This window comes from Rhizobium sp. LjRoot258 (assembly GCF_964254185.1).
Lineage (GTDB): Bacteria > Pseudomonadota > Alphaproteobacteria > Rhizobiales > Rhizobiaceae > Rhizobium.
In genome coordinates this window covers 3,596,713-3,614,957 of record NZ_CAXUST020000001.1, presented here as the reverse complement: position 1 = coordinate 3,614,957, position 18,245 = coordinate 3,596,713, and the positions used below count along the sequence as shown (strand labels likewise).

Sequence of the window (18,245 nt, the reverse complement as noted above, 5' to 3'; positions counted from 1 at the left end):
CCGAAGATCGAGTGCCCGGCTTCGCCCGGGCACTTCTTATTCTTCCAGCAGGTCCGGGCGCCGTTCCCGAGTCAGCTGACGTGCCTGCTCGCGGCGCCATTTGTCGATCGCACCGTGGTTCCCCGATGTAAGGATCGCCGGAATTTCCCGGCCTTCCCATTCTTGCGGCCGGGTATAGTGCGGATGCTCCAGCAGGCCGCCTTCGAAGCTCTCATGCAGTCCGGAAAGATCGTTGCCCATGACGCCGGGCAGAATGCGGACGATCGCATCGAGCACGGTCAGTGCCGCCGGCTCGCCGCCCGAAAGCACGTAGTCGCCGATCGAGACTTCTTCGAGCTCGCGTGCATCGATGACACGCTGATCCACCCCCTCGAAGCGGCCGCAAACGATGATAACGCCGTCGCCGGATGCGAGTTCGCGCACGCGCTCCTGTGTCAACGGCTTGCCGCGCGGGCTCATCAGCAGTCGCGGGCGGGTGTCATTTTCGGAGGCGCTGTCGATGGCGCGGGCGAGAACGTCGGCCTTCAGCACCATACCGGCGCCGCCGCCGGCGGGCGTGTCATCGACGGTGCGGTGCTTGTCTGTGGCGAAATCGCGGATCTGCACGGTATCGAGCGACCACTGGCCACGCTCGATTGCCTTGCCGGCAAGGGAGTAGCCGAGATGGCCCGGAAACATTTCCGGGTAGAGTGTCAGCACGGTCGCGCGGAACGCCATCGACGGCCTCACTTGTTCTTTTTTGGCTTGTCGGGTGTGAATTTCGGGCCGTCATCCTCACCGTCGACGAGGCCGGCAGCCAGCGGATCGATGGTGATCTTGCCGCCTTCGAGGTCGATGTCGAGCACCGAGACTTCCGAGAAGGGGATCAGTACCGGGCGCTTGCCGGGCCCCTTCAGTTCCAGGAGATCGCCGGCGCCGAAGTCGAAAACGCCGGTCACGGTGCCGTAGCTGACGCCCTGGTCGTCGAGCGCTTCCAGCCCCTCGAGATCGGCGTAGAAGAATTCGTCCTCCTCCAACTCCTCGTCCGGAAGGTTGTCGCGCTCGATGTAGAGCTCCAATCCGTTCAGCGCCTCGGCCGCATTGCGGTCGTTGATGCCGCGGAAGCGGACGACGACAACGTTCTTCATTTCCCGGATATCGAGGATCTCGAAGGTGCGCCCATCCATGCTGTGCAGGTTGCCGTAGTCGCCGAGCGCGGTCGGGTCGGCGGTATAGGCCTTGGCCCGCACTTCGCCGCGCAGCCCCTGGGCGCCACCGATCGTTGCCATCAGAATCGGATTTTCAAGCTTTGCCATGACGTCCTTCACATGAAGCCGCAAATCTGGGGCTTCTCTTAACCGAAGTGCGGCGGAATGAAAACGAAAACGGGCGGCATGTCACCATGCCGCCCGCTTCATAAGGGAAGGATCCCGATTATTCTGCGGAAGCAGCAGCTTCGGCAGCGTCAGCGGCCTTCTGAGCCTTTTCAGCAGCACGCTCCTGAGCCTTCTTGCCCGGCTTTGCCTTGACCGGGTTGTTCTTGGTTTCGCGCTTTGCAACGCCAGCTTCGTCGAGGAAGCGCAGAACGCGGTCGGTCGGCTGTGCGCCGTTGTCGAGCCAATGCTTGATGCGCTCGGCGTTCAGTTCAATGCGCTTTGCATCATCCTTGGCGAGCATCGGGTTCCAGGAACCGAGCTTTTCGAGGAAGCGGCCATCGCGCGGCGAACGGGCGTCGGCGACGACAACATGGTAGTACGGACGCTTCTTGGAGCCACCGCGGGCGAGACGAATTTTCAGTGCCATTTTCTTTACTCCTTGGACTTTTTTGGACCGCTTGGTTTGGCGGTATGGTTCATTTTGCTGCGGCGCCGTTTTCGGCGTGATCCGCGGCGATCTGCTCATGATGCCGGATGACTTCCTTGATGACGAAGTTCAGGAACTTCTCGGCGAAATCCGGATCCAGATTGGCATCCTTCGCCAGATGGCGAAGGCGTTCGATCTGGTATTCTTCGCGTGCCGGATCGGCCGGCGGCAACTTGTACTTGGCCTTGAGAACGCCGACCTCTTTGGTGCAGCGGAAACGTTCGGCCAGGATATGGACCAATGCCGCGTCGATGTTGTCGATCGACTGGCGATAGCTCGAAAGCTGGGCTTTGATTTCAGGATCAATCATCTCTACGCGACCCTTCACTTCTTCTTTGGCAAGCCGGGCAGACCCGGGAAACCACCGCCAAGGCCGGGGAGCTTGGCGCCGCCCAGACCCGGCAAACCACCGCCGAGGCCAGGCATGCCGCCGCTCGGCTTGCCGAGGCCTGCGGCTTCCGCCTGCTTCTGCAGTGCTTCCAGCTGCTTCGGATCGATGTTGGAGAGATCAGGCATGCCGCCCATGCCGCCGCCAAGGCCACCGAGGCCCATCTTGCCGGCAAGGCCGCCCATCATCTGCTTCATCATCCCGCCTTTGCCCTTGCCGCCCATCATCTTCATCATGTCGGCCATCTGACGGTGCATCTTCAGAAGCTTGTTGATGTCGGAGGCATCGGTACCGGAGCCGGCGGCAATGCGCTTCTTTCGCGAATGCTTGAGCATGTCAGGGTTGGCGCGTTCGGCCTTGGTCATCGAACCGATAATGGCGAGCTGACGGCCGAACAGGCTGTCGTTGAGGCCGGCCGAGGCCATCTTGTCCTTCATGCCGGCCATGCCGGGCATCATGCTCATGATGCCGCCCATGCCGCCCATCTTCTGCATCTGGCGCAGCTGGTCGGCGAGGTCGTTCAGGTCGAACTTGCCCTTGGCCATCTTGGCGGCCATGGCGGCCGCCTTTTCGGCGTCGATATTTTCGGCAGCGCGCTCGACCAGCGAAACGATGTCGCCCATTCCGAGAATACGGTCGGCGATACGGCGGGGATGGAATTCCTCCAACTCGCCCATGCGCTCGCCGACACCGATCAGCTTGATCGGCTTGCCTGTCACGGCGCGCATCGACAGCGCGGCACCGCCGCGGCCGTCGCCGTCCATGCGGGTCAGAACGAGGCCGGTGATGCCGACGCGCTCGTCGAAATTGCGGGCGAGGTTGACGGCGTCCTGACCGGTCAGCGAGTCCGCGACCAGCAGGATTTCGTGCGGATTCGACTTCTTCTTGATATCGGCCATTTCGACCATCAAGGGTTCGTCGATATGAGTGCGGCCGGCGGTGTCGAGGATGACGACGTCATGGCCGCCGAGCTTGGCTGCCTGCACGGCGCGGGCGGCGATATCGGTGGGCGACTGGCCCGTGATGACGGGCAACGTGTCAATGCTCGCCTGGACGCCGAGTTGGCGCAACTGCTCCTGGGCTGCCGGACGGCGCGTGTCGAGCGATGCCATCAGCACCTTCTTCTTCTCGCGCGTCGTCAGGCGGTGGGCAATCTTGGCGGACGTGGTGGTCTTGCCCGAGCCCTGCAGACCGACCATCATGATGACGACGGGGGCGGCTGCGTGTAGGTCGACACCGACGCCTTCTCCACCGAGCATCTCGATCAGCTCGTCATGGACGATCTTGACGACCATCTGGCCAGGCTTGATCGACTTCAAGATCTCGGCGCCGACGGCTTTTTCGCGGACCCGGTCGGTGAAGGCACGCACCACGTCGAGCGCGACGTCGGCTTCCAGCAACGCACGGCGAACCTCGCGCAGCGCTGCGGAAACATCACTTTCCGAAAGCGCGCCACGGCCTGTCAGTCCATTCAGAATGGAACCAAGACGGTCCTGGAGGTTTTCAAACATCGGCTCTTCCTTGTGTTTCCGGGATAGCGGAAACCTCGTGCTTTTCCTTGACGAAAACAAGACGCATAGCCAAAAAGCACCCGAGGGCGCATCGCGCTGTCGGGTGTGGACCTCCGGGATCTCTTTATACCTTTTAACGGGTCCCGGTCGGTGGCTCGAGTCTTGAAGCTCGTCGCAGATTGAGCGGCGATAAACAGGAAAACGGGCCGGGAGTCAAGGGAAGCCGAGAAAAGACCACGCGCGGGTCTTTCAAAAGCACGCGCCCAAACCCAGATCCTATTTTCCTCTCAAACGGAACCGCTTATCGAATGCCGACAGCCAAGCGACGCAATCCATACTATCAGGGGCCTGTTTCCGACCACTTCGACGGCACGCATTTCTTCAATCCGGATGGCATCGAGCCTCTCGGCTTCCGAGATCTGATGAGATGGCAGTTCGGCGGCGGTCGCGATCGCTGGCCGAGGTCGGTTCCAAGCCCGTTCGCACCAGCAAAACCCGATCTGCGCGTGGACGGAAATGATCTGCGGGTGACCATGGTCGGTCATGCGACACTGTTGGTTCAGGTCGCGGGACTTAACATCCTTACGGATCCGGTTTGGTCCGAGCGCGCCAGCCCCTTCACCTTTGCCGGCCCGAAGCGCGCCGCTGCGCCGGGCATCGCAATCGACGATCTGCCGCCGATCGATCTCGTGTTTGTTTCCCACAATCACTACGACCATCTTGATGTTGTGACGCTCAAGCTCTTACAGGCAAAGCATCGGCCGCATGTTGTGACGCCCCTCGGCAACGATACGATCATTCGCAGTGCGGTGCCCGACATGCAGGTGACGGCTATGGATTGGGGCGCGCGCCTATCCCTTGCGGGAATCAGCATCGATGCCGAACCGGTGCATCATTGGTCCGCACGCGGCACCGGGGATCGCCGCATGGCGCTGTGGGCTGCTTTCGTCCTGGCGACGCCGGCCGGGAAGATCTACCACGTCGGGGATACGGGCTTCCACGGCGGCGTCAACTATGAGGCTGCGCGGCAAAAGCACGGCGCCTTTCGCCTCGCCATCCTTCCCTTCGGGGCATACGAGCCGCGTTGGTTCATGAAGGGCCAGCATCAAAATCCTGCGGAAGCGGTGATGGGCATGCAGCTGGCGAATGCGGCCTATGTGGCAGGGCATCACTTTGCGACGTTCCAGCTGACCGACGAGGCGATCGATGCGCCGGTCAAGGCGCTAAAAGCAGCCATGGCTGAGCATGGCATAGCGCCCGAGCGGTTCCGTCCGCTCAGGGCCGGCGAGGTATTCGACGTACCGTCGGCATGATGGTCAGTGCGCTTGTGCCCCCGCGCCGTGCGTATTGATGATGGTGTCGGCCTCCTTGCCATAGAGCTCCTCGAAGTGATCGAAAGACTTGGAGAAATGGCCAATGCCCTGCGTTGCGGACCTGAGCGACCGTCCCAGTTCGTCAAGCACCCCGCCGGGGACGAGTGCTCGAAATATGTCCCAGCCCTTCGCGTTCTCGTCCCGATCGAAGCCGAGTACTTGACCTCTCATTGAGGAGACGAGCGTTACAATGCCGCCGGAAAAGATAGAGGGGATATGGATTTCCACCCGTACGACCGGCTGCATGAGAACCGAGGACGCCTGTGAAAGTGCCTGCTTGACGCCCATTTTGCCGGCCGCACGGAAGGCGAAATCAGAGCTGTCGACCGAATGATACTGGCCATCGGTCAATGTCACATCGATGTCAATGACCTGAAAGCCGAGCGGCCCTTTCTCCATCGCTTCGCGGGCACCGGCCTCGACTGCCGGTATGTAGTTTCGCGGCACAGTGCCCCCTTTGACGCTTTCGCCGAACGTGAAGCCCTGGCCGCGCTCGTTCGGCCGGACGCTGAGCTGCACATCGGCGAATTGCCCGGCGCCGCCTGTCTGCTTGCGGTGCCGGTAGTGGACGTCCGAGGGCTTCGAGATCGTCTCCCGGTAGATCGGGTTTGGCGCGCGGTCCGAAACTTCGACCCGGAAGACCTCCGACAGCGTCTTGCGAAGATCGCGTAGATGGACCGGTCCCTGAGCGCAGATCAGTGCCGCGCCGGTGCCTTCCTCCTGCATCACCTTCAGGCCGCGATCTGTTTCCGCCAATTTCGCCAGCGTTGCCGAGAGCTTGGTTTCGTCACGCTCGCTGCCGGGAACGAGTATTCTCTCCAGCATCGGTGTCGGCGGTGTCGTCCAGTCGGGCGGTTCGACGCTTGTCGACTGCGTCAGCAGGGCGGGCGCGGGCAGATGGTCTGATTTCAGAGCGGCAAAGACGCCGCCGGGCTGCACGCTGCCGCTGATCGGCTTTCCGCTGCCGGCCTCCTGCAGCGGGCCCAGAGTTGCGCCGCCCAAGGAGGCACCCTGCTTCAAGCCGTCGGCCAGCGCGCGAACCAGCACCGTCTTGCCGACATTGGCCTTGTGATAGGCATGGAAACTAACGGCGGAAAGTGCCGTTTCTTCCGCACCGGAACTTGTCGCGAGCCGGGTCCGCAGTGCCGTTGCCGGTGGGGCTTCGTGGCGCAGGGCCTTCATCAGGCGCATGACGCCGTTGCTGTGGGAGGCGGCACCGAACAGCACGGGGATGACCCGGTTCTCTTTGAGGATGCGCGAGGAGATGGCAAACAGCGTGTCACTTGCCGGCTCCCGGTCTTCGATGAGCTCCTCGAGAAGCCAGTCATCGAACTCCGAAAACTGCTCGAGCATCTCTGCCCGGGCCTCGTGCTCGCGCTCGACCGCATCCTGCGGCAGTTCGATCAGCGCGGAGGGCTGCCCCTCACGGTAGCGCCAGGCGCGCTCGGAAATCAGGTCGCAGCTGCCGACAATCGTGTCGCCTTCACGGATCGGGACCTGCCGTAAGACGAGGGGGTGGTTGGAATAGGTCTGAAGTGCGGCAATGACATCGCGCAGTCGACCGCGCGGCTCGTCCATCCGATTGATGAAGACCACGCAGGGCGTGCCGGAGGCCTCGATGGCGCGCAGATAAGGTGCGGCCAGAACGGCATCGTCCGGCGTCGGCGATATGCAGAGGATACAGGCGTCGCTGACGAGCAGGGCATCCTGCGCCAAGGCCAGGGCCTCGTTTGCCCCAGGCGTGTCGACCGCACACCACGCTTCGTCCTTGAAATCGAATTCCGTCAGGCTTGATCCGTATGGAGAGGCTGACTTTCTGGGCGTTCCCTCGAGCGAGGCCAGCTTTGCGACGAGTGTCGTTTTTCCCGTCTGCGAGGGCCCAAGTACCGTGAAGCAGCGCATCGGCGATCCTCCCTGCCAAAAGCACGCATCCGAAACCAAAGAATGCCTCGAAGCGAAGAAAAGCGCCAGATCGTTGCGATCATTCTTAAATATGAGGCTTCGGTATAGCTCTCCCATCAATGTGTCGCTGCGTTCGAGTCCGTCAACCCACTGGTAATTCCCCCGCATTTCCGCCATATACAGCCCGAACAGAGACGGACATGACACCCATGAGCGCAACGGTCGAATTCGCGAAGATGAACGGGCTTGGCAACAAGATCCTGGTCGTTGACATGCGCGGCCGCGCCGACAGGGTGACGCCTGCCGCGGCAATCGCGCTGAATGCCGAGCCGGACACGCAGTTCGACCAGATCATGGCGATCCACGATCCGAAGGCATCGGGCATGGATGCCTGGATCGATATCCTGAACTCCGACGGGTCGAAGGCGCAGGCCTGTGGCAACGGCACGCGCTGCGTCGTACAGGCACTCGCTGCGGAAACCGGCAAGAAGGTTTTCACCTTCCAGACGGTGGCAGGCATTCTGAATGCCGTCGAACACGAGGACGGGACGATCTCCGTCGATATGGGTAAGCCGGTCTTCGACTGGGACAAAATTCCGCTTGCGGAGGAATTCCACGACACGAGCCGCATCGAGCTGCAAATCGGGCCGATCGACAATCCGGTGCTGCATTCACCTTCCGTCGCTTCGATGGGTAATCCGCACGCGATCTTCTGGGTAGATAGGGATGTAATGTCCTTCGATCTCGGGCGCTTTGGCCCGTTGCTCGAAAACCATCCGATGTTCCCCGAGCGCGCCAACATAACGCTGGCGCAGGTGACCTCTCTAAACTCGATCACGACGCGCACCTGGGAACGGGGCGCGGGACTGACCCTTGCCTGCGGTTCTGCCGCCTGCGCCACGGCCGTTTCTGCCGCCCGTACCGGTCGGACGGGGCGCGAAGTCGCGGTGAAGGTCGCAAGCAGCCCCAACCAGGGTGTGTTGACGATCGAATGGCGCGAGCATGATGGTCACGTCATCATGACGGGCCCTGCCGAGTGGGAGTGGTCCGGCGCGCTCGATCCGTCGACGGGTGCGTGGTCGCGAGATGCGACACAGGGAGCGGAAGCGCGGTGAGCGGCGTCGAGGTCATCACCTTCGGCTGTCGTCTGAACACCTACGAATCCGAAGTGATGCGGGCGGAGGCCGAGAAGGCCGGGCTCAACAATGCCATCCTCGTGAATACTTGCGCGGTCACCAGCGAGGCTGTGCGCCAGGCTCGCCAGGCGATCCGACGCGCACGGCGTGACAACCCGCATGCCCGCATTGTCGTTACCGGATGTGCGGCGCAGACGGAAAAGGAGACCTTCGCTCGCATGGCCGAGGTCGATGCCGTTCTCGGCAACGAAGAGAAACTGAAAAGCGCCTCCTATCGCACGCTTCCGGATTTCGGCGTTTCAGCGGAAGAGAAACTGCGCGTCAACGATATCATGAGCGTACGCCAGACGGCGCCGCAGATGGTCAAGCACATCGATGGTCATGTGCGGGCTTTCATCCAGGTCCAGAACGGTTGCGACCACCGCTGCACGTTCTGTATCATTCCCTATGGCCGTGGCAATTCGCGTTCCGTGCCGATGGGGGCAGTCGTCGACCAGGCGCGCAAGCTCATCGAAAGCGGCTACCGCGAGATCGTGCTGACCGGGGTCGACGCAACCAGCTACGGCGTCGATCTGCCGGGGGAGCCGACGCTCGGACTGCTTGCCAAGACGCTTTTGAAACAGGTGCCGGATATTCGCCGCCTGCGGCTTTCATCGATCGACAGCATCGAGGCGGACAGGCATCTGCTGGATCTTATCGCCGACGAAGCGCGCTTCATGCCGCATCTCCACCTTTCGCTGCAACATGGCGACGACATGATCCTGAAGCGCATGAAGCGCCGCCATTCGAGCACGGATGCCTTGGCCTTTATCAACGACGTGCGCGGCGTGCGACCGGACATGAGCTTCGGCGCCGATATGATAGCCGGCTTTCCGACTGAGAGCGAAGAGATGTTCGCCAATGCCGTGCGGCTGGCGGAGGAGGCCAATATCGCCCATCTCCATGTCTTTCCCTACAGCCCGCGGCCAGGGACGCCTGCCGCGCGAATGCCACAGCTCGATCGCGCGCTGGTCAAGGAGCGGGCTGCACGGCTTCGCACCACTGGACATCGCCTGCATCAGTCCCATCTCGACGGAATGGTCGGAACGCGGCAATGGCTGCTGGTGGAAAACAACGGTTTGGCGCACACGGAAAACTTCACGCTTGTCGCCGCAGCGGGGCTTGCGCCTTCAAGCTTCGTGCAGGCGGCAATTACCGGCCACAACGGCAAGCACCTCGACATGCAATTGACGGCCGCCGACGCGGCCTGAGTTTACGGAATCCTCATGGCGTTCAGTTTCATCAAAAAGGTCTTCACCTTCGGCCCCAAGCCGGAGGAAGAACAGGCGCCGGAGGCGGTCGAGGCGAGGGTACTCGGTTCCGAACTGGAGCCGCATTCGCGTGAGGAGAACCTTCCCGTTGCCGCCGACCCGGTCCTGGCGGAAGAGATGGAGACGGCCGGTGGGCCTGCCGATGACGTAGGCGAGGATGCCTCCGTCGAGGAGTTTGCCGAGCAGGCGGAAGCGCGCGCGCCGGAAGAGGACGATGTTTCCGATGTTCTTCAAGCTGAGGTGCAGGCCGGCGATATGGGCCTTGTGCCGCTCTCGCTGCTTGAAGCGGAAGCCGAAGCCGAGACCGAGGCTCCTGCCGAAAGCACTACGGAAGAGATGCTTCCTGCTGCTCTTCAGCCGGGGAGTGGCGATCGGCTAGAGGATGAGGGTGTCGCGGAAGTGGCATCTGTCGGCAAAACTGAAGAGGCGCCTGCTGCAGGGCTTGCCGCAGAAGCTGACGCGGAGCAGGAGCCCATCGCCGATCCTATCTCTCCGGCCGCGGAAGAGATATCCGCCCGGACAGAGGAAGACGACAGTTCTTCAAGTGATCCTTTTGCCGCTCCCGTCCTTCCCAAGGGATTTGCCACGGGTCCTGCGGCTTCCGAGCCTGTGCCCCTGGTCCCTCCGCCAAAGCTTTCCTGGTTCCAGCGGCTGCGCGCCGGCCTTGCCCGCACCTCCTCGCAGCTCACCGGTCAGATCGCGGCACTATTCACCAAGCGCAAGCTCGATGACGAGACGCTGCAGGATCTGGAGGATCTGCTGATCCAGGCCGATCTCGGCGTCGAGACGGCGATGCGGGTTACCGATACGCTCGCATCCGAGCGTTACGGCAAGGACGTCACCGGCGAGGATGTCAGCCGCATCATGGCAAGCGAGATCGCCAAGGTGCTGAAGCCTGTCGCAAAGCCGCTACAGCTCGATCTGAGCCATAAGCCGCACGTCATCCTGATCGTTGGGGTCAACGGCACCGGCAAGACGACGACGATCGGAAAGCTGGCCGCGAAGCTTTCGGGTGCCGGCCTCAAGGTCATGGTCGCGGCCGGCGATACGTTCCGCGCCGCTGCCATCGAGCAGCTGAAGATCTGGGCTGACCGCACCAAGTCGGAATTCATCGGCACGAAGCTCGGCGCCGATGCCGCGGGTCTTGCCTATGACGCCTTCGAGCAGGCGAAGGCGAAGAAGTGCGACGTGTTGATCATCGATACGGCCGGCCGCCTGCAGAACAAGGCGGAGCTGATGGCGGAGCTCGAGAAGATCGTTCGCGTTCTCGGCAAGCTCGATCCGGATGCGCCGCATACCGTGCTGCAGACGCTCGACGCCACAACGGGGCAGAACGCGCTGTCACAGGTGGAGATCTTCCGCAATGTCGCCGGCGTCAACGGCCTGATCATGACAAAGCTCGATGGCACGGCGCGGGGTGGCATTCTCGTGGCGATCTCGGCCAAGCACAAGCTGCCGGTCTATTTCATCGGTGTCGGAGAAGGCGTCGAGGATCTGGAGCCGTTCGAGGCCGAGGATTTCGCGCATGCCATTGCCGGTCTCGGCCAATAATGCCACAGATATGCCGCCAAGCACGGGCAAGCGTTTCGTGTTCACAAACGGATTTGAGATAGAATGACGACAGAGAGCGATATCACCCCAAGCGCGGCCGACCGGCATCACCCGATGCTGAAGCTGGCGCTGGAACTTGGCCCCCTGTTGATCTTCTTCTTCGCCAACCTGCGCGGCCCCTGGCTGGTCGAGCGGTTCCCGGCTCTTTCGGAGCTTGGCGGACCACTATTCGTGGCGACGGCCCTCTTCATGGCGGCAACGGTGATCTCACTGATCGTTTCTAAGGTCGTGCTCGGGCATCTGCCGATCATGCCCTTCGTGTCGGGCATCGTGGTCGTCATCTTCGGGTCGCTGTCGATCTATTTGCAGAACGAGACCTTCATCAAGATGAAGCCGACCATCGTCAACGCGCTCTTCGGCGTTGCTCTGCTTGGCGGCCTCGCCTTCGGCAAATCGTTGCTCGGCTACGTCTTCAACGCGGCCTTCCAGCTCGATGCGGAGGGATGGCGCAAGCTGACGATCCGTTGGGGCATCTTCTTCCTCTTCCTCGCGGTGCTGAATGAGGTCGTCTGGCGCAATTTCTCCGATGATTTCTGGGTCGCCTTCAAGGTCTGGGGCACAATGCCGATCACCATCATCTTCACGCTTGCACAGATGCCACTGATCATGAAGCATACGGTCACGCCGGCGGGAGAGACCGAGAATTGACAACACTGGATACGGCAGGCAGAGCCAAGCATCAGACCTTCTGGTTTGCTGCGTGCATTGCCGTTTTTCTGGTCCAGATCATTGCCGAATACATGATGGGTCGCACGCCCATCTGCACCTGCGGATATGTCAAGTTATGGGAAGGCACCGTCAATTCCAGCGGTAACTCTCAGCATATTTCCGACTGGTACACTCCGTCCCACATCATCCACGGCTTCATTTTCTACGGCATGGCGCACTTCCTTATGCGCGGAAAGCCGATCGCCGTGCGGCTGCTTTTGGCGCTCGTGATCGAATCCGGTTGGGAATTGCTGGAAAATTCGCCCTTGATCATCGACCGCTATCGGACGGCAACGATCTCGCTCGATTATTACGGCGACAGCATTCTCAATTCCGCGATGGACACGGTCTTCATGGTGGTCGGGTTCTTCTTCGCCTCGCGAGCGCCCGTCGCACTAACGGTCGCGATCGCGATTTTCTTCGAGCTCTTGACCGGCTACCTCATTCGCGACAACCTGACGCTCAACGTGCTGATGCTGATCTGGCCCATTGAGGCGATCAAGACCTGGCAAGGCGGGATCTAACTAGGACGCCGGCTTGGCCAGCGCCTTTTCCATGGCGGGGAAAAGCCCTTCCTTCAGGCTGACCTCGTCGAACGGGCCGACCCGCTTGTAGAGGATCGTGCCGTCGGGAGCGACGAGATAGCTTTCCGGGATACCGTACACACCCCAATCGATGGCTGCCTGCCCCTTGGGATCGACGCCGATGGCGGCAAAGGGATTGCCGAGTTCGCCGAGGAAGCGAAGCGCGTTGTCGTTCTTGTCCTTGTAGTTGATCGCAACCACGTTGAGGCGGCCGTCCTTTGCCAGCTCCTTCAAGATCGGATGTTCTTCGCGACAGGGAATGCACCAGGAGGCGAAGACGTTGACGAGGGTCAGCTTGCCCTTGATGGCACTGTCAGTCAGCGCCGGCAGGTTGGTACCCTCAAGCGGCGCAAGGTTCAGTGCCGGCGCCCTCGTGCCAATCAGTGCAGAGGGGATTTCCGAGATATCCTTGCCGTGGACGTCCTGGTCGTAAAGCATCTTTGCCGCGGTGGCTGCAATGCCGGCAAAGACGATCAACGGGATCAAGGCGACGGCATATCGCCCATATCCGCGCTTGGTACGGCTCGTTTCCAGTGGGGTGCTCATTCGCCATCCTTTGTCCGCGCGGAGCGGCGGCGGATTCCGGCTGCTTCGAGGGTTGCCATCTCGCTGCGGCGCGCACGCCCGTCCGCCCACGTCCAAAGCGTGGCTGCGATGGTGACGAGGGCCGCAAAGCCATAGGCGCCATAGACATAGAAAGCCTGTGTCATGACTGTCCCTCGCGGCTCGCCAAGCGTGCTGCCATACGGCGCTGGGCGGTGACGCGTCGTCGCCAGATTTCGTTGCGCATGGCCATGATGTGCAACGTGAAGAAGAGCGCGGTGAACGCAACGGCCATCAACAGCAGTGGCCGCAGGAACTCCGGATCAATGGCGGGGCCGTCGAGGCGCAGTACGCTCGCGGATTGATGCAGCGTGTTCCACCATTCGACGGAGAACTTGATGATCGGGATGTTGACGAAGCCAACGAGGATCAGGACGGCGCTGAGGCGGGCGGCCTTTGACGGGTCGTCGATCGCGCGATTAAGGGCGATCAGCCCGAGATACATCAGGAACAGGATGAAGACGGAGGTGAGCCGGGCGTCCCATACCCACCAGGTGCCCCACATCGGCTTGCCCCAGAGCGAACCTGTCACCAGGGCAATCAGCGTGAAGGCGGCGCCGAGCGGGGCGGCGGCCTTTGCCGATACATCCGCCAGCGGATGGCGCCAGACCAGCGTACCGATCGCCGAGAGGCTCATGATCGTATAGCCCATCATCGCCAGCCAGGCCGCTGGCACGTGGACATACATGATGCGAACCGTTTCGCCTTGCTGATAGTCGCCTTCGGTCGTGAAGCAGAGATACAGCCCCACGATAAAACAGAGGGCCGTGAAACCGGCCATCCAGGGAATGATGCGTGCCGCCAGCGCCAGAAACCGCGTCGGGTTGGCGAGATCGCTGAATTTCGTGATGGCTAGGCTCGTTTCGCTCATGCCGTTTCCTTACCGCGATATGCCCGATGCCGCAATCGAGCGCCCCATCAATCCGACGTGTTGCGTAGTGCCAGTGTGGCCGCTGCCGGCCCGATGACGGCGAAGAACAGAGTGAGTGCGATCAGGATGAGGAAGGGCGGCAGAAAGGGCGATGGGCCTTCGACTGCCGCATAAGTGGCGCTGACGCCGAAAATCAGCACCGGAATGGTCAGCGGCAGCACCAGGATCGAGACCAGCAGTCCGCCACGCGGCAAGGCGACAGCAACGGCTGCGCCGACGGCGCCGATGAAAGTAATCGCGGGCGAACCGACGAGTAGCGTCAGCATCGTCGCGCCGATCGCCGTCTCACTCATATTCATGAAGAGGCCAAGCAGCGGCGAGGCGATGACCAGCGGCAGGCTGGTCGCGATCCAGTGTGCCAGGCACTTAACCAGCACCGTCAGAACAAGCGGGTGTTCGTGCATCAGCATGAGATCGAGCGAGCCATCGTCGCGTTCGGCCTGAAACAGGCGGTCGAGGCCGAGAAGCGCGGCAAGCAGCGCACCGATCCACACGATCGCGGGACCGATGCGAGACAGAAGTGCGAGGTCAGGCCCGACGCCGAAGGGAATGACCGCGACAACGGTCAGGAAGAAGAGAACGCCGATCAGCGCGCCGCCGCCGGCGCGAATGGAAAGTTTGAGGTCACGCAGCAGAAGGGCCCTCATGCCCACACTCCCGGACCAGTGTGCGAAAATCCCGCCATCCGCAGCTCCTGCGCGCCCTCCAGGCCTAGCGGCTGGTGGGTTGCGGCAAGCACGATCCCGCCGCTGCGCCGATGCGCCTCGATAAGCTCTGCAAAAAGGCGGTCGCCGCTTGTGTCCAGCGCAGCCGTCGGCTCATCGAGAATCCAGACCGGCCGGTAGGCGATAAGCAGCTTGGCGAAGGCAAAGCGGCGTTGCTGGCCAGCCGAAAGGTAGCCGAAAGGAAGCTGCGCTATTCCCGCGAGCCCGACCGCCTCGGCTGCCTCATCGATGGAAACGGTCGAACCGCCATGCGTATCCCCCAGAAAGCAGCGCCAGAAGTCGAGGTTTTCGGCGACCGTCAACTCGCTTTTCATCGCATTGCGGTGCCCGAGATAGTGGCTGATTTCGCCGACGCGCCGGAGAGTGTTGCCATGCGAATCGGTGAAGCTCACCGAGCCTCTTTCCTGATGCAGCAAACCGGCGACGACGCGCAACAAAGTTGACTTTCCCGATCCATTTTTGCCTGTCAAAACCAGCGCTTCGCCTGATTCCAGGCGAAAGGATACGCCCTCGAAAATGAGCTCTTCTCCCCGGCGCGCGGCCAGATTGGCGGCCTCGAGATACATGACTTTTCCGTGGTTTAATTTTTCAGTCATCGCAATGCAAAAAAATCCGAAATGGGCCACGCACTCTCTGGCACCTTTCTTAGAAATTATCTATAAGACCCGCAACCACGCCAGCGGTCGGCGTGAATTTCATCCTTGCGCCGAACATGGGCTTTGCTCCACGTGCGGACAGCGGAAATGGCCGTACCCGCATCCTGATGTGCATTACGTGCATAGGCGTCCGCACGATTGTGTTCGCTATCAGAAACGGGGTCTCTCGTGTCTAAATCTCTTGACAGCTTCAATTGTCGTTCCACGCTTTCCGTGAACGGCAAGGACTACGTCTATTTCAGCCTGCCCAAGGCTGAGGCGAATGGCCTGCCGGGTGTTTCGAAGCTTCCTTACTCGATGAAGGTTCTGCTCGAGAACCTGCTGCGCTTCGAAGACGGTCAGTCGGTGACCAAGGAACACATTCTGGCCGTTGCCGCATGGCTTGATAACAAGGGTGCCGTCGAAAACGAAATCGCCTATCGTCCGGCGCGCGTGCTGATGCAGGACTTCACCGGCGTTCCCGCCGTCGTCGATCTGGCCGCGATGCGTGATGCGATGGTGTCGCTCGGTGGCGACCCGGAGAAGATCAATCCGCTGGTTCCGGTCGACCTCGTCATCGACCACTCTGTTATCGTCGACGAATTCGGGACGCCGCAGGCTTTTGCCAAGAACGTCGAGCTGGAATACCAGCGTAACGGCGAGCGCTATCGCTTCTTGAAGTGGGGCCAGCAGGCGTTCAAGAACTTCCGCGTCGTTCCTCCCGGCACTGGCATCTGTCATCAGGTGAATCTCGAATACCTCGGCCAGACCGTCTGGACGAAGGAAGAGGACGGCGAGACGATCGCTTATCCCGACACCTGCGTCGGCACCGACAGCCATACGACGATGATCAACGGCCTTGGCGTTCTCGGCTGGGGCGTCGGCGGTATCGAAGCGGAAGCTGCCATGCTCGGCCAGCCGGTCTCGATGCTCCTGCCTGAAGTCATCGGCTTCAAGCTCACCGGCAAGCTCAAGGAAGGCGTCACGGCGACTGACCTGGTGCTGATGGTCGTGCAGATGCTGCGCAAGAAGGGCGTCGTTTCCAAATTCGTCGAATTCTTCGGCCCGGGCATGGACAACATGCCGCTGGCAGACCGCGCGACGATCGGCAACATGGGTCCGGAATACGGCGCGACCTGCGGTTTCTTCCCGGTCGACGGCGAAACCATCAACTACCTCAACATGTCGGGCCGCACCAAGGACCGCATCGCGCTCGTCGAAGCCTATTCCAAGGCTCAAGGCATGTGGCGCGACGGCGACGGTTCGGACCTCGTCTTCACCGACACGCTCGAACTCGACCTCGGCGACGTCGTGCCTGCGATGGCCGGCCCGAAGCGTCCCGAAGGCCGCATCCCGCTCGAAAACATCGCGTCCGGCTTCGCTGGTTCGATGGACGCCGACTACAAGAAGCCGGGCCAGCTTACCAACCGCTACGCCGTCGAAGGCACCGACTTCGACCTCGGCCATGGCGACGTCGCGATTGCCGCCATCACGTCGTGCACCAACACGTCCAACCCGTCGGTTCTGATCGCTGCCGGCCTTCTCGCCCGCAACGCCGTTGCCAAGGGCCTGAAGTCCAAGCCGTGGGTCAAGACCTCGCTCGCTCCAGGATCGCAGGTGGTCGGCGAATACCTAGCCAAATCAGGCCTGCAGGCTCACCTCGACAAGCTCGGCTTCAACCTCGTCGGCTTCGGCTGCACGACCTGCATCGGCAACTCCGGCCCGCTGCCGGCGCCGATCTCGAAGACAATCAACGACAAGGGCCTCATCGTTTCGGGCGTTTTGTCGGGCAACCGTAACTTCGAAGGCCGTATCTCGCCTGATGTTCAGGCGAACTACCTGGCGTCCCCGCCGCTGGTCGTTGCCTATGCGCTTGCCGGTTCGGTCCAGAAGGACCTGACCAAAGAGCCGATCGGCGAGGACCAGAACGGCAATCCGGTGTTCCTCAAGGATATCTGGCCGACTTCGCACGAAGTTCAGGAATTCATCCAGAAGTACGTTACTCGCGAGCTCTATGAGACGAAGTATGCTGACGTCTTCAAGGGCGACGAGAACTGGCAGGCAGTTCAGGTTCCTCCTGGCCAGACCTATGCCTGGGACGACGATTCGACCTACGTGCAGAACCCGCCTTACTTCGTGGGCATGGGCAAGTCCGGCTCAGGTGTCTCCGACATCAAGGGCGCCCGCGTTCTCGGCCTGTTCGGCGACAAGATCACCACCGACCACATTTCCCCGGCCGGTTCGATCAAGGCGGCGTCTCCGGCCGGTGCCTACCTGCTCGAGCACAATGTCGGCGTCGCGGACTTCAACCAGTACGGCACGCGCCGCGGCAATCATGAAGTGATGATGCGCGGCACATTTGCCAACATTCGCATCCGCAACCACATGCTCGGCCCGAACGGCAAGGAAGGCGGCTACACGATCCACTATCCCTCCAAGGAAGAAGAATCGATCTACGACGCGGCCATGCAGTACAAGGCCGAGGGCGTTCCGCTCGTCATCTTCGCAGGTGTCGAATACGGCAACGGCTCGTCCCGCGACTGGGCGGCGAAGGGCACCAACCTGCTTGGCGTCAAGGCTGTGATCGCGCAGTCCTTCGAGCGTATCCACCGCTCGAACCTGGTCGGCATGGGCGTCATTCCGTTCGTGTTCGAAGAAGGCACGACCTGGGCAAGCCTCGGTTTGAAGGGCGACGAAATCGTCACCATCGAAGGCCTTGAAAACATCAAGCCGCGCGAAAAGAAGATCGCCAAGATCACCTATGGCGACGGCACCGTGAAGGAGGTTCCACTGCTGTCGCGTGTCGATACGCTCGATGAAGTGATCTACCTGAACAACGGCGGCATCTTGCAGACGGTTCTGCGCGATCTCGCCGCCTGATTGTTAACAGGCTTCCGTGACAACCGCCGGAAAGAGATTTCCGGCGGTTGTCTAATCGCACACTACTCGTCAAGATGGTTTTGGCACTCGGCATCGTCACCGCGTC

The 18,245-nt window shown here is 61.4% G+C and carries 18 protein-coding genes; 7 read left to right on the top strand and 11 right to left on the bottom strand.

Annotated features, from left to right (window positions below):
• Positions 1 to 36: 36 nt before the first annotated feature.
• From trmD to ffh, 5 genes are all read right to left on the bottom strand, one after another.
• The gene (gene trmD / locus ACSQ9D_RS17755; RefSeq protein WP_436283273.1) at positions 37 to 717 is read right to left on the bottom strand and encodes a tRNA (guanosine(37)-N1)-methyltransferase TrmD; all 681 of its coding nucleotides are present in this window, start codon (positions 715 to 717) and stop codon (positions 37 to 39) included.
• Between the two features lie 8 nt (positions 718 to 725).
• Entirely contained in the window at positions 726 to 1,295 is a 570-nt protein-coding gene (gene rimM, locus ACSQ9D_RS17750; RefSeq protein WP_436283272.1) for a ribosome maturation factor RimM, read from the bottom strand.
• A gap of 118 nt (positions 1,296 to 1,413) precedes the next feature.
• Positions 1,414 to 1,782 carry a 30S ribosomal protein S16 gene (gene rpsP / locus ACSQ9D_RS17745; protein ID WP_037116424.1) on the bottom strand — a complete coding sequence of 123 codons (369 nt, stop codon included), beginning with the start codon at positions 1,780 to 1,782 and terminating at the stop codon, positions 1,414 to 1,416.
• 49 nt (positions 1,783 to 1,831) lie between these two features.
• Positions 1,832 to 2,152, bottom strand: a complete 321-nt coding sequence (locus tag ACSQ9D_RS17740; protein ID WP_024315320.1) for a chorismate mutase — start codon at positions 2,150 to 2,152, stop codon at positions 1,832 to 1,834.
• Positions 2,153 to 2,166: 14 nt separating this feature from the next.
• Positions 2,167 to 3,741 (bottom strand): signal recognition particle protein, encoded by a 1,575-nt coding sequence (gene ffh / locus ACSQ9D_RS17735; RefSeq protein WP_436283271.1) that lies wholly within the window; start codon positions 3,739 to 3,741, stop codon positions 2,167 to 2,169.
• A gap of 308 nt (positions 3,742 to 4,049) precedes the next feature.
• Here ffh and ACSQ9D_RS17730 point away from each other — a divergent pair, with 308 nt between their 5' ends.
• Positions 4,050 to 5,054 carry an MBL fold metallo-hydrolase gene (locus ACSQ9D_RS17730; RefSeq protein ID WP_436283270.1) on the top strand — a complete coding sequence of 335 codons (1,005 nt, stop codon included), beginning with the start codon at positions 4,050 to 4,052 and terminating at the stop codon, positions 5,052 to 5,054.
• A gap of 3 nt (positions 5,055 to 5,057) precedes the next feature.
• Here the strand turns inward: ACSQ9D_RS17730 and ACSQ9D_RS17725 are convergent, their stop codons facing one another.
• The gene (locus ACSQ9D_RS17725) at positions 5,058 to 7,016 is read right to left on the bottom strand and encodes an elongation factor G (protein ID WP_436283269.1); all 1,959 of its coding nucleotides are present in this window, start codon (positions 7,014 to 7,016) and stop codon (positions 5,058 to 5,060) included.
• 209 nt (positions 7,017 to 7,225) lie between these two features.
• On the opposite strand from ACSQ9D_RS17725, the gene dapF reads away from it, so the two are divergent.
• The 5 genes from dapF to ACSQ9D_RS17700 all read left to right on the top strand — a co-directional run bounded on the left by dapF (position 7,226) and on the right by ACSQ9D_RS17700 (position 12,305).
• Entirely contained in the window at positions 7,226 to 8,131 is a 906-nt protein-coding gene (gene dapF, locus ACSQ9D_RS17720) for a diaminopimelate epimerase (protein WP_436283870.1), read from the top strand.
• Positions 8,128 to 9,402, top strand: coding sequence for a tRNA (N(6)-L-threonylcarbamoyladenosine(37)-C(2))-methylthiotransferase MtaB (gene mtaB / locus ACSQ9D_RS17715; protein ID WP_436283268.1), 1,275 nt, complete (start codon positions 8,128 to 8,130; stop codon positions 9,400 to 9,402). Before dapF ends, mtaB begins: the two co-directional genes overlap by 4 nt.
• A 15-nt stretch (positions 9,403 to 9,417) precedes the next feature.
• Complete coding sequence (ftsY, locus tag ACSQ9D_RS17710; RefSeq protein ID WP_436283267.1) at positions 9,418 to 11,013, top strand: signal recognition particle-docking protein FtsY; 1,596 nt, start codon at positions 9,418 to 9,420, stop codon at positions 11,011 to 11,013.
• A 63-nt stretch (positions 11,014 to 11,076) separates the two neighbouring features.
• A complete protein-coding gene (locus ACSQ9D_RS17705; RefSeq protein WP_037116412.1) occupies positions 11,077 to 11,721 on the top strand; it encodes a septation protein A in 645 nt (214 codons plus the stop codon).
• The gene (locus tag ACSQ9D_RS17700) at positions 11,718 to 12,305 is read left to right on the top strand and encodes a DUF2585 domain-containing protein (protein ID WP_436283266.1); all 588 of its coding nucleotides are present in this window, start codon (positions 11,718 to 11,720) and stop codon (positions 12,303 to 12,305) included. The genes ACSQ9D_RS17705 and ACSQ9D_RS17700 overlap by 4 nt, the downstream gene beginning before the upstream one ends.
• Here ACSQ9D_RS17700 and ACSQ9D_RS17695 read toward each other — a convergent pair whose 3' ends face one another.
• From ACSQ9D_RS17695 to ccmA, 5 genes are read right to left on the bottom strand one after another with little or no spacing between them, the layout of a single operon-like run.
• A complete protein-coding gene (locus ACSQ9D_RS17695; RefSeq protein ID WP_436283265.1) occupies positions 12,306 to 12,911 on the bottom strand; it encodes a DsbE family thiol:disulfide interchange protein in 606 nt (201 codons plus the stop codon).
• On the bottom strand, positions 12,908 to 13,075 hold the full coding sequence (locus ACSQ9D_RS17690) for a heme exporter protein CcmD (RefSeq protein WP_436283264.1): 168 nt from the start codon (positions 13,073 to 13,075) through the stop codon (positions 12,908 to 12,910). Before ACSQ9D_RS17690 ends, ACSQ9D_RS17695 begins: the two co-directional genes overlap by 4 nt.
• A complete protein-coding gene (locus tag ACSQ9D_RS17685) occupies positions 13,072 to 13,839 on the bottom strand; it encodes a heme ABC transporter permease (RefSeq protein ID WP_436283263.1) in 768 nt (255 codons plus the stop codon). The genes ACSQ9D_RS17690 and ACSQ9D_RS17685 overlap by 4 nt, the downstream gene beginning before the upstream one ends.
• A 47-nt stretch (positions 13,840 to 13,886) precedes the next feature.
• Entirely contained in the window at positions 13,887 to 14,546 is a 660-nt protein-coding gene (gene ccmB, locus ACSQ9D_RS17680) for a heme exporter protein CcmB (protein ID WP_436283262.1), read from the bottom strand.
• A complete protein-coding gene (gene ccmA / locus ACSQ9D_RS17675) occupies positions 14,543 to 15,190 on the bottom strand; it encodes a heme ABC exporter ATP-binding protein CcmA (protein WP_436283261.1) in 648 nt (215 codons plus the stop codon). The genes ccmB and ccmA overlap by 4 nt, the downstream gene beginning before the upstream one ends.
• 258 nt (positions 15,191 to 15,448) lie before the next feature.
• Between ccmA and acnA the strand changes: the two genes are divergently transcribed.
• Positions 15,449 to 18,139 (top strand): aconitate hydratase AcnA, encoded by a 2,691-nt coding sequence (gene acnA, locus ACSQ9D_RS17670; protein WP_436283260.1) that lies wholly within the window; start codon positions 15,449 to 15,451, stop codon positions 18,137 to 18,139.
• Positions 18,140 to 18,245 lie beyond the last annotated feature (106 nt).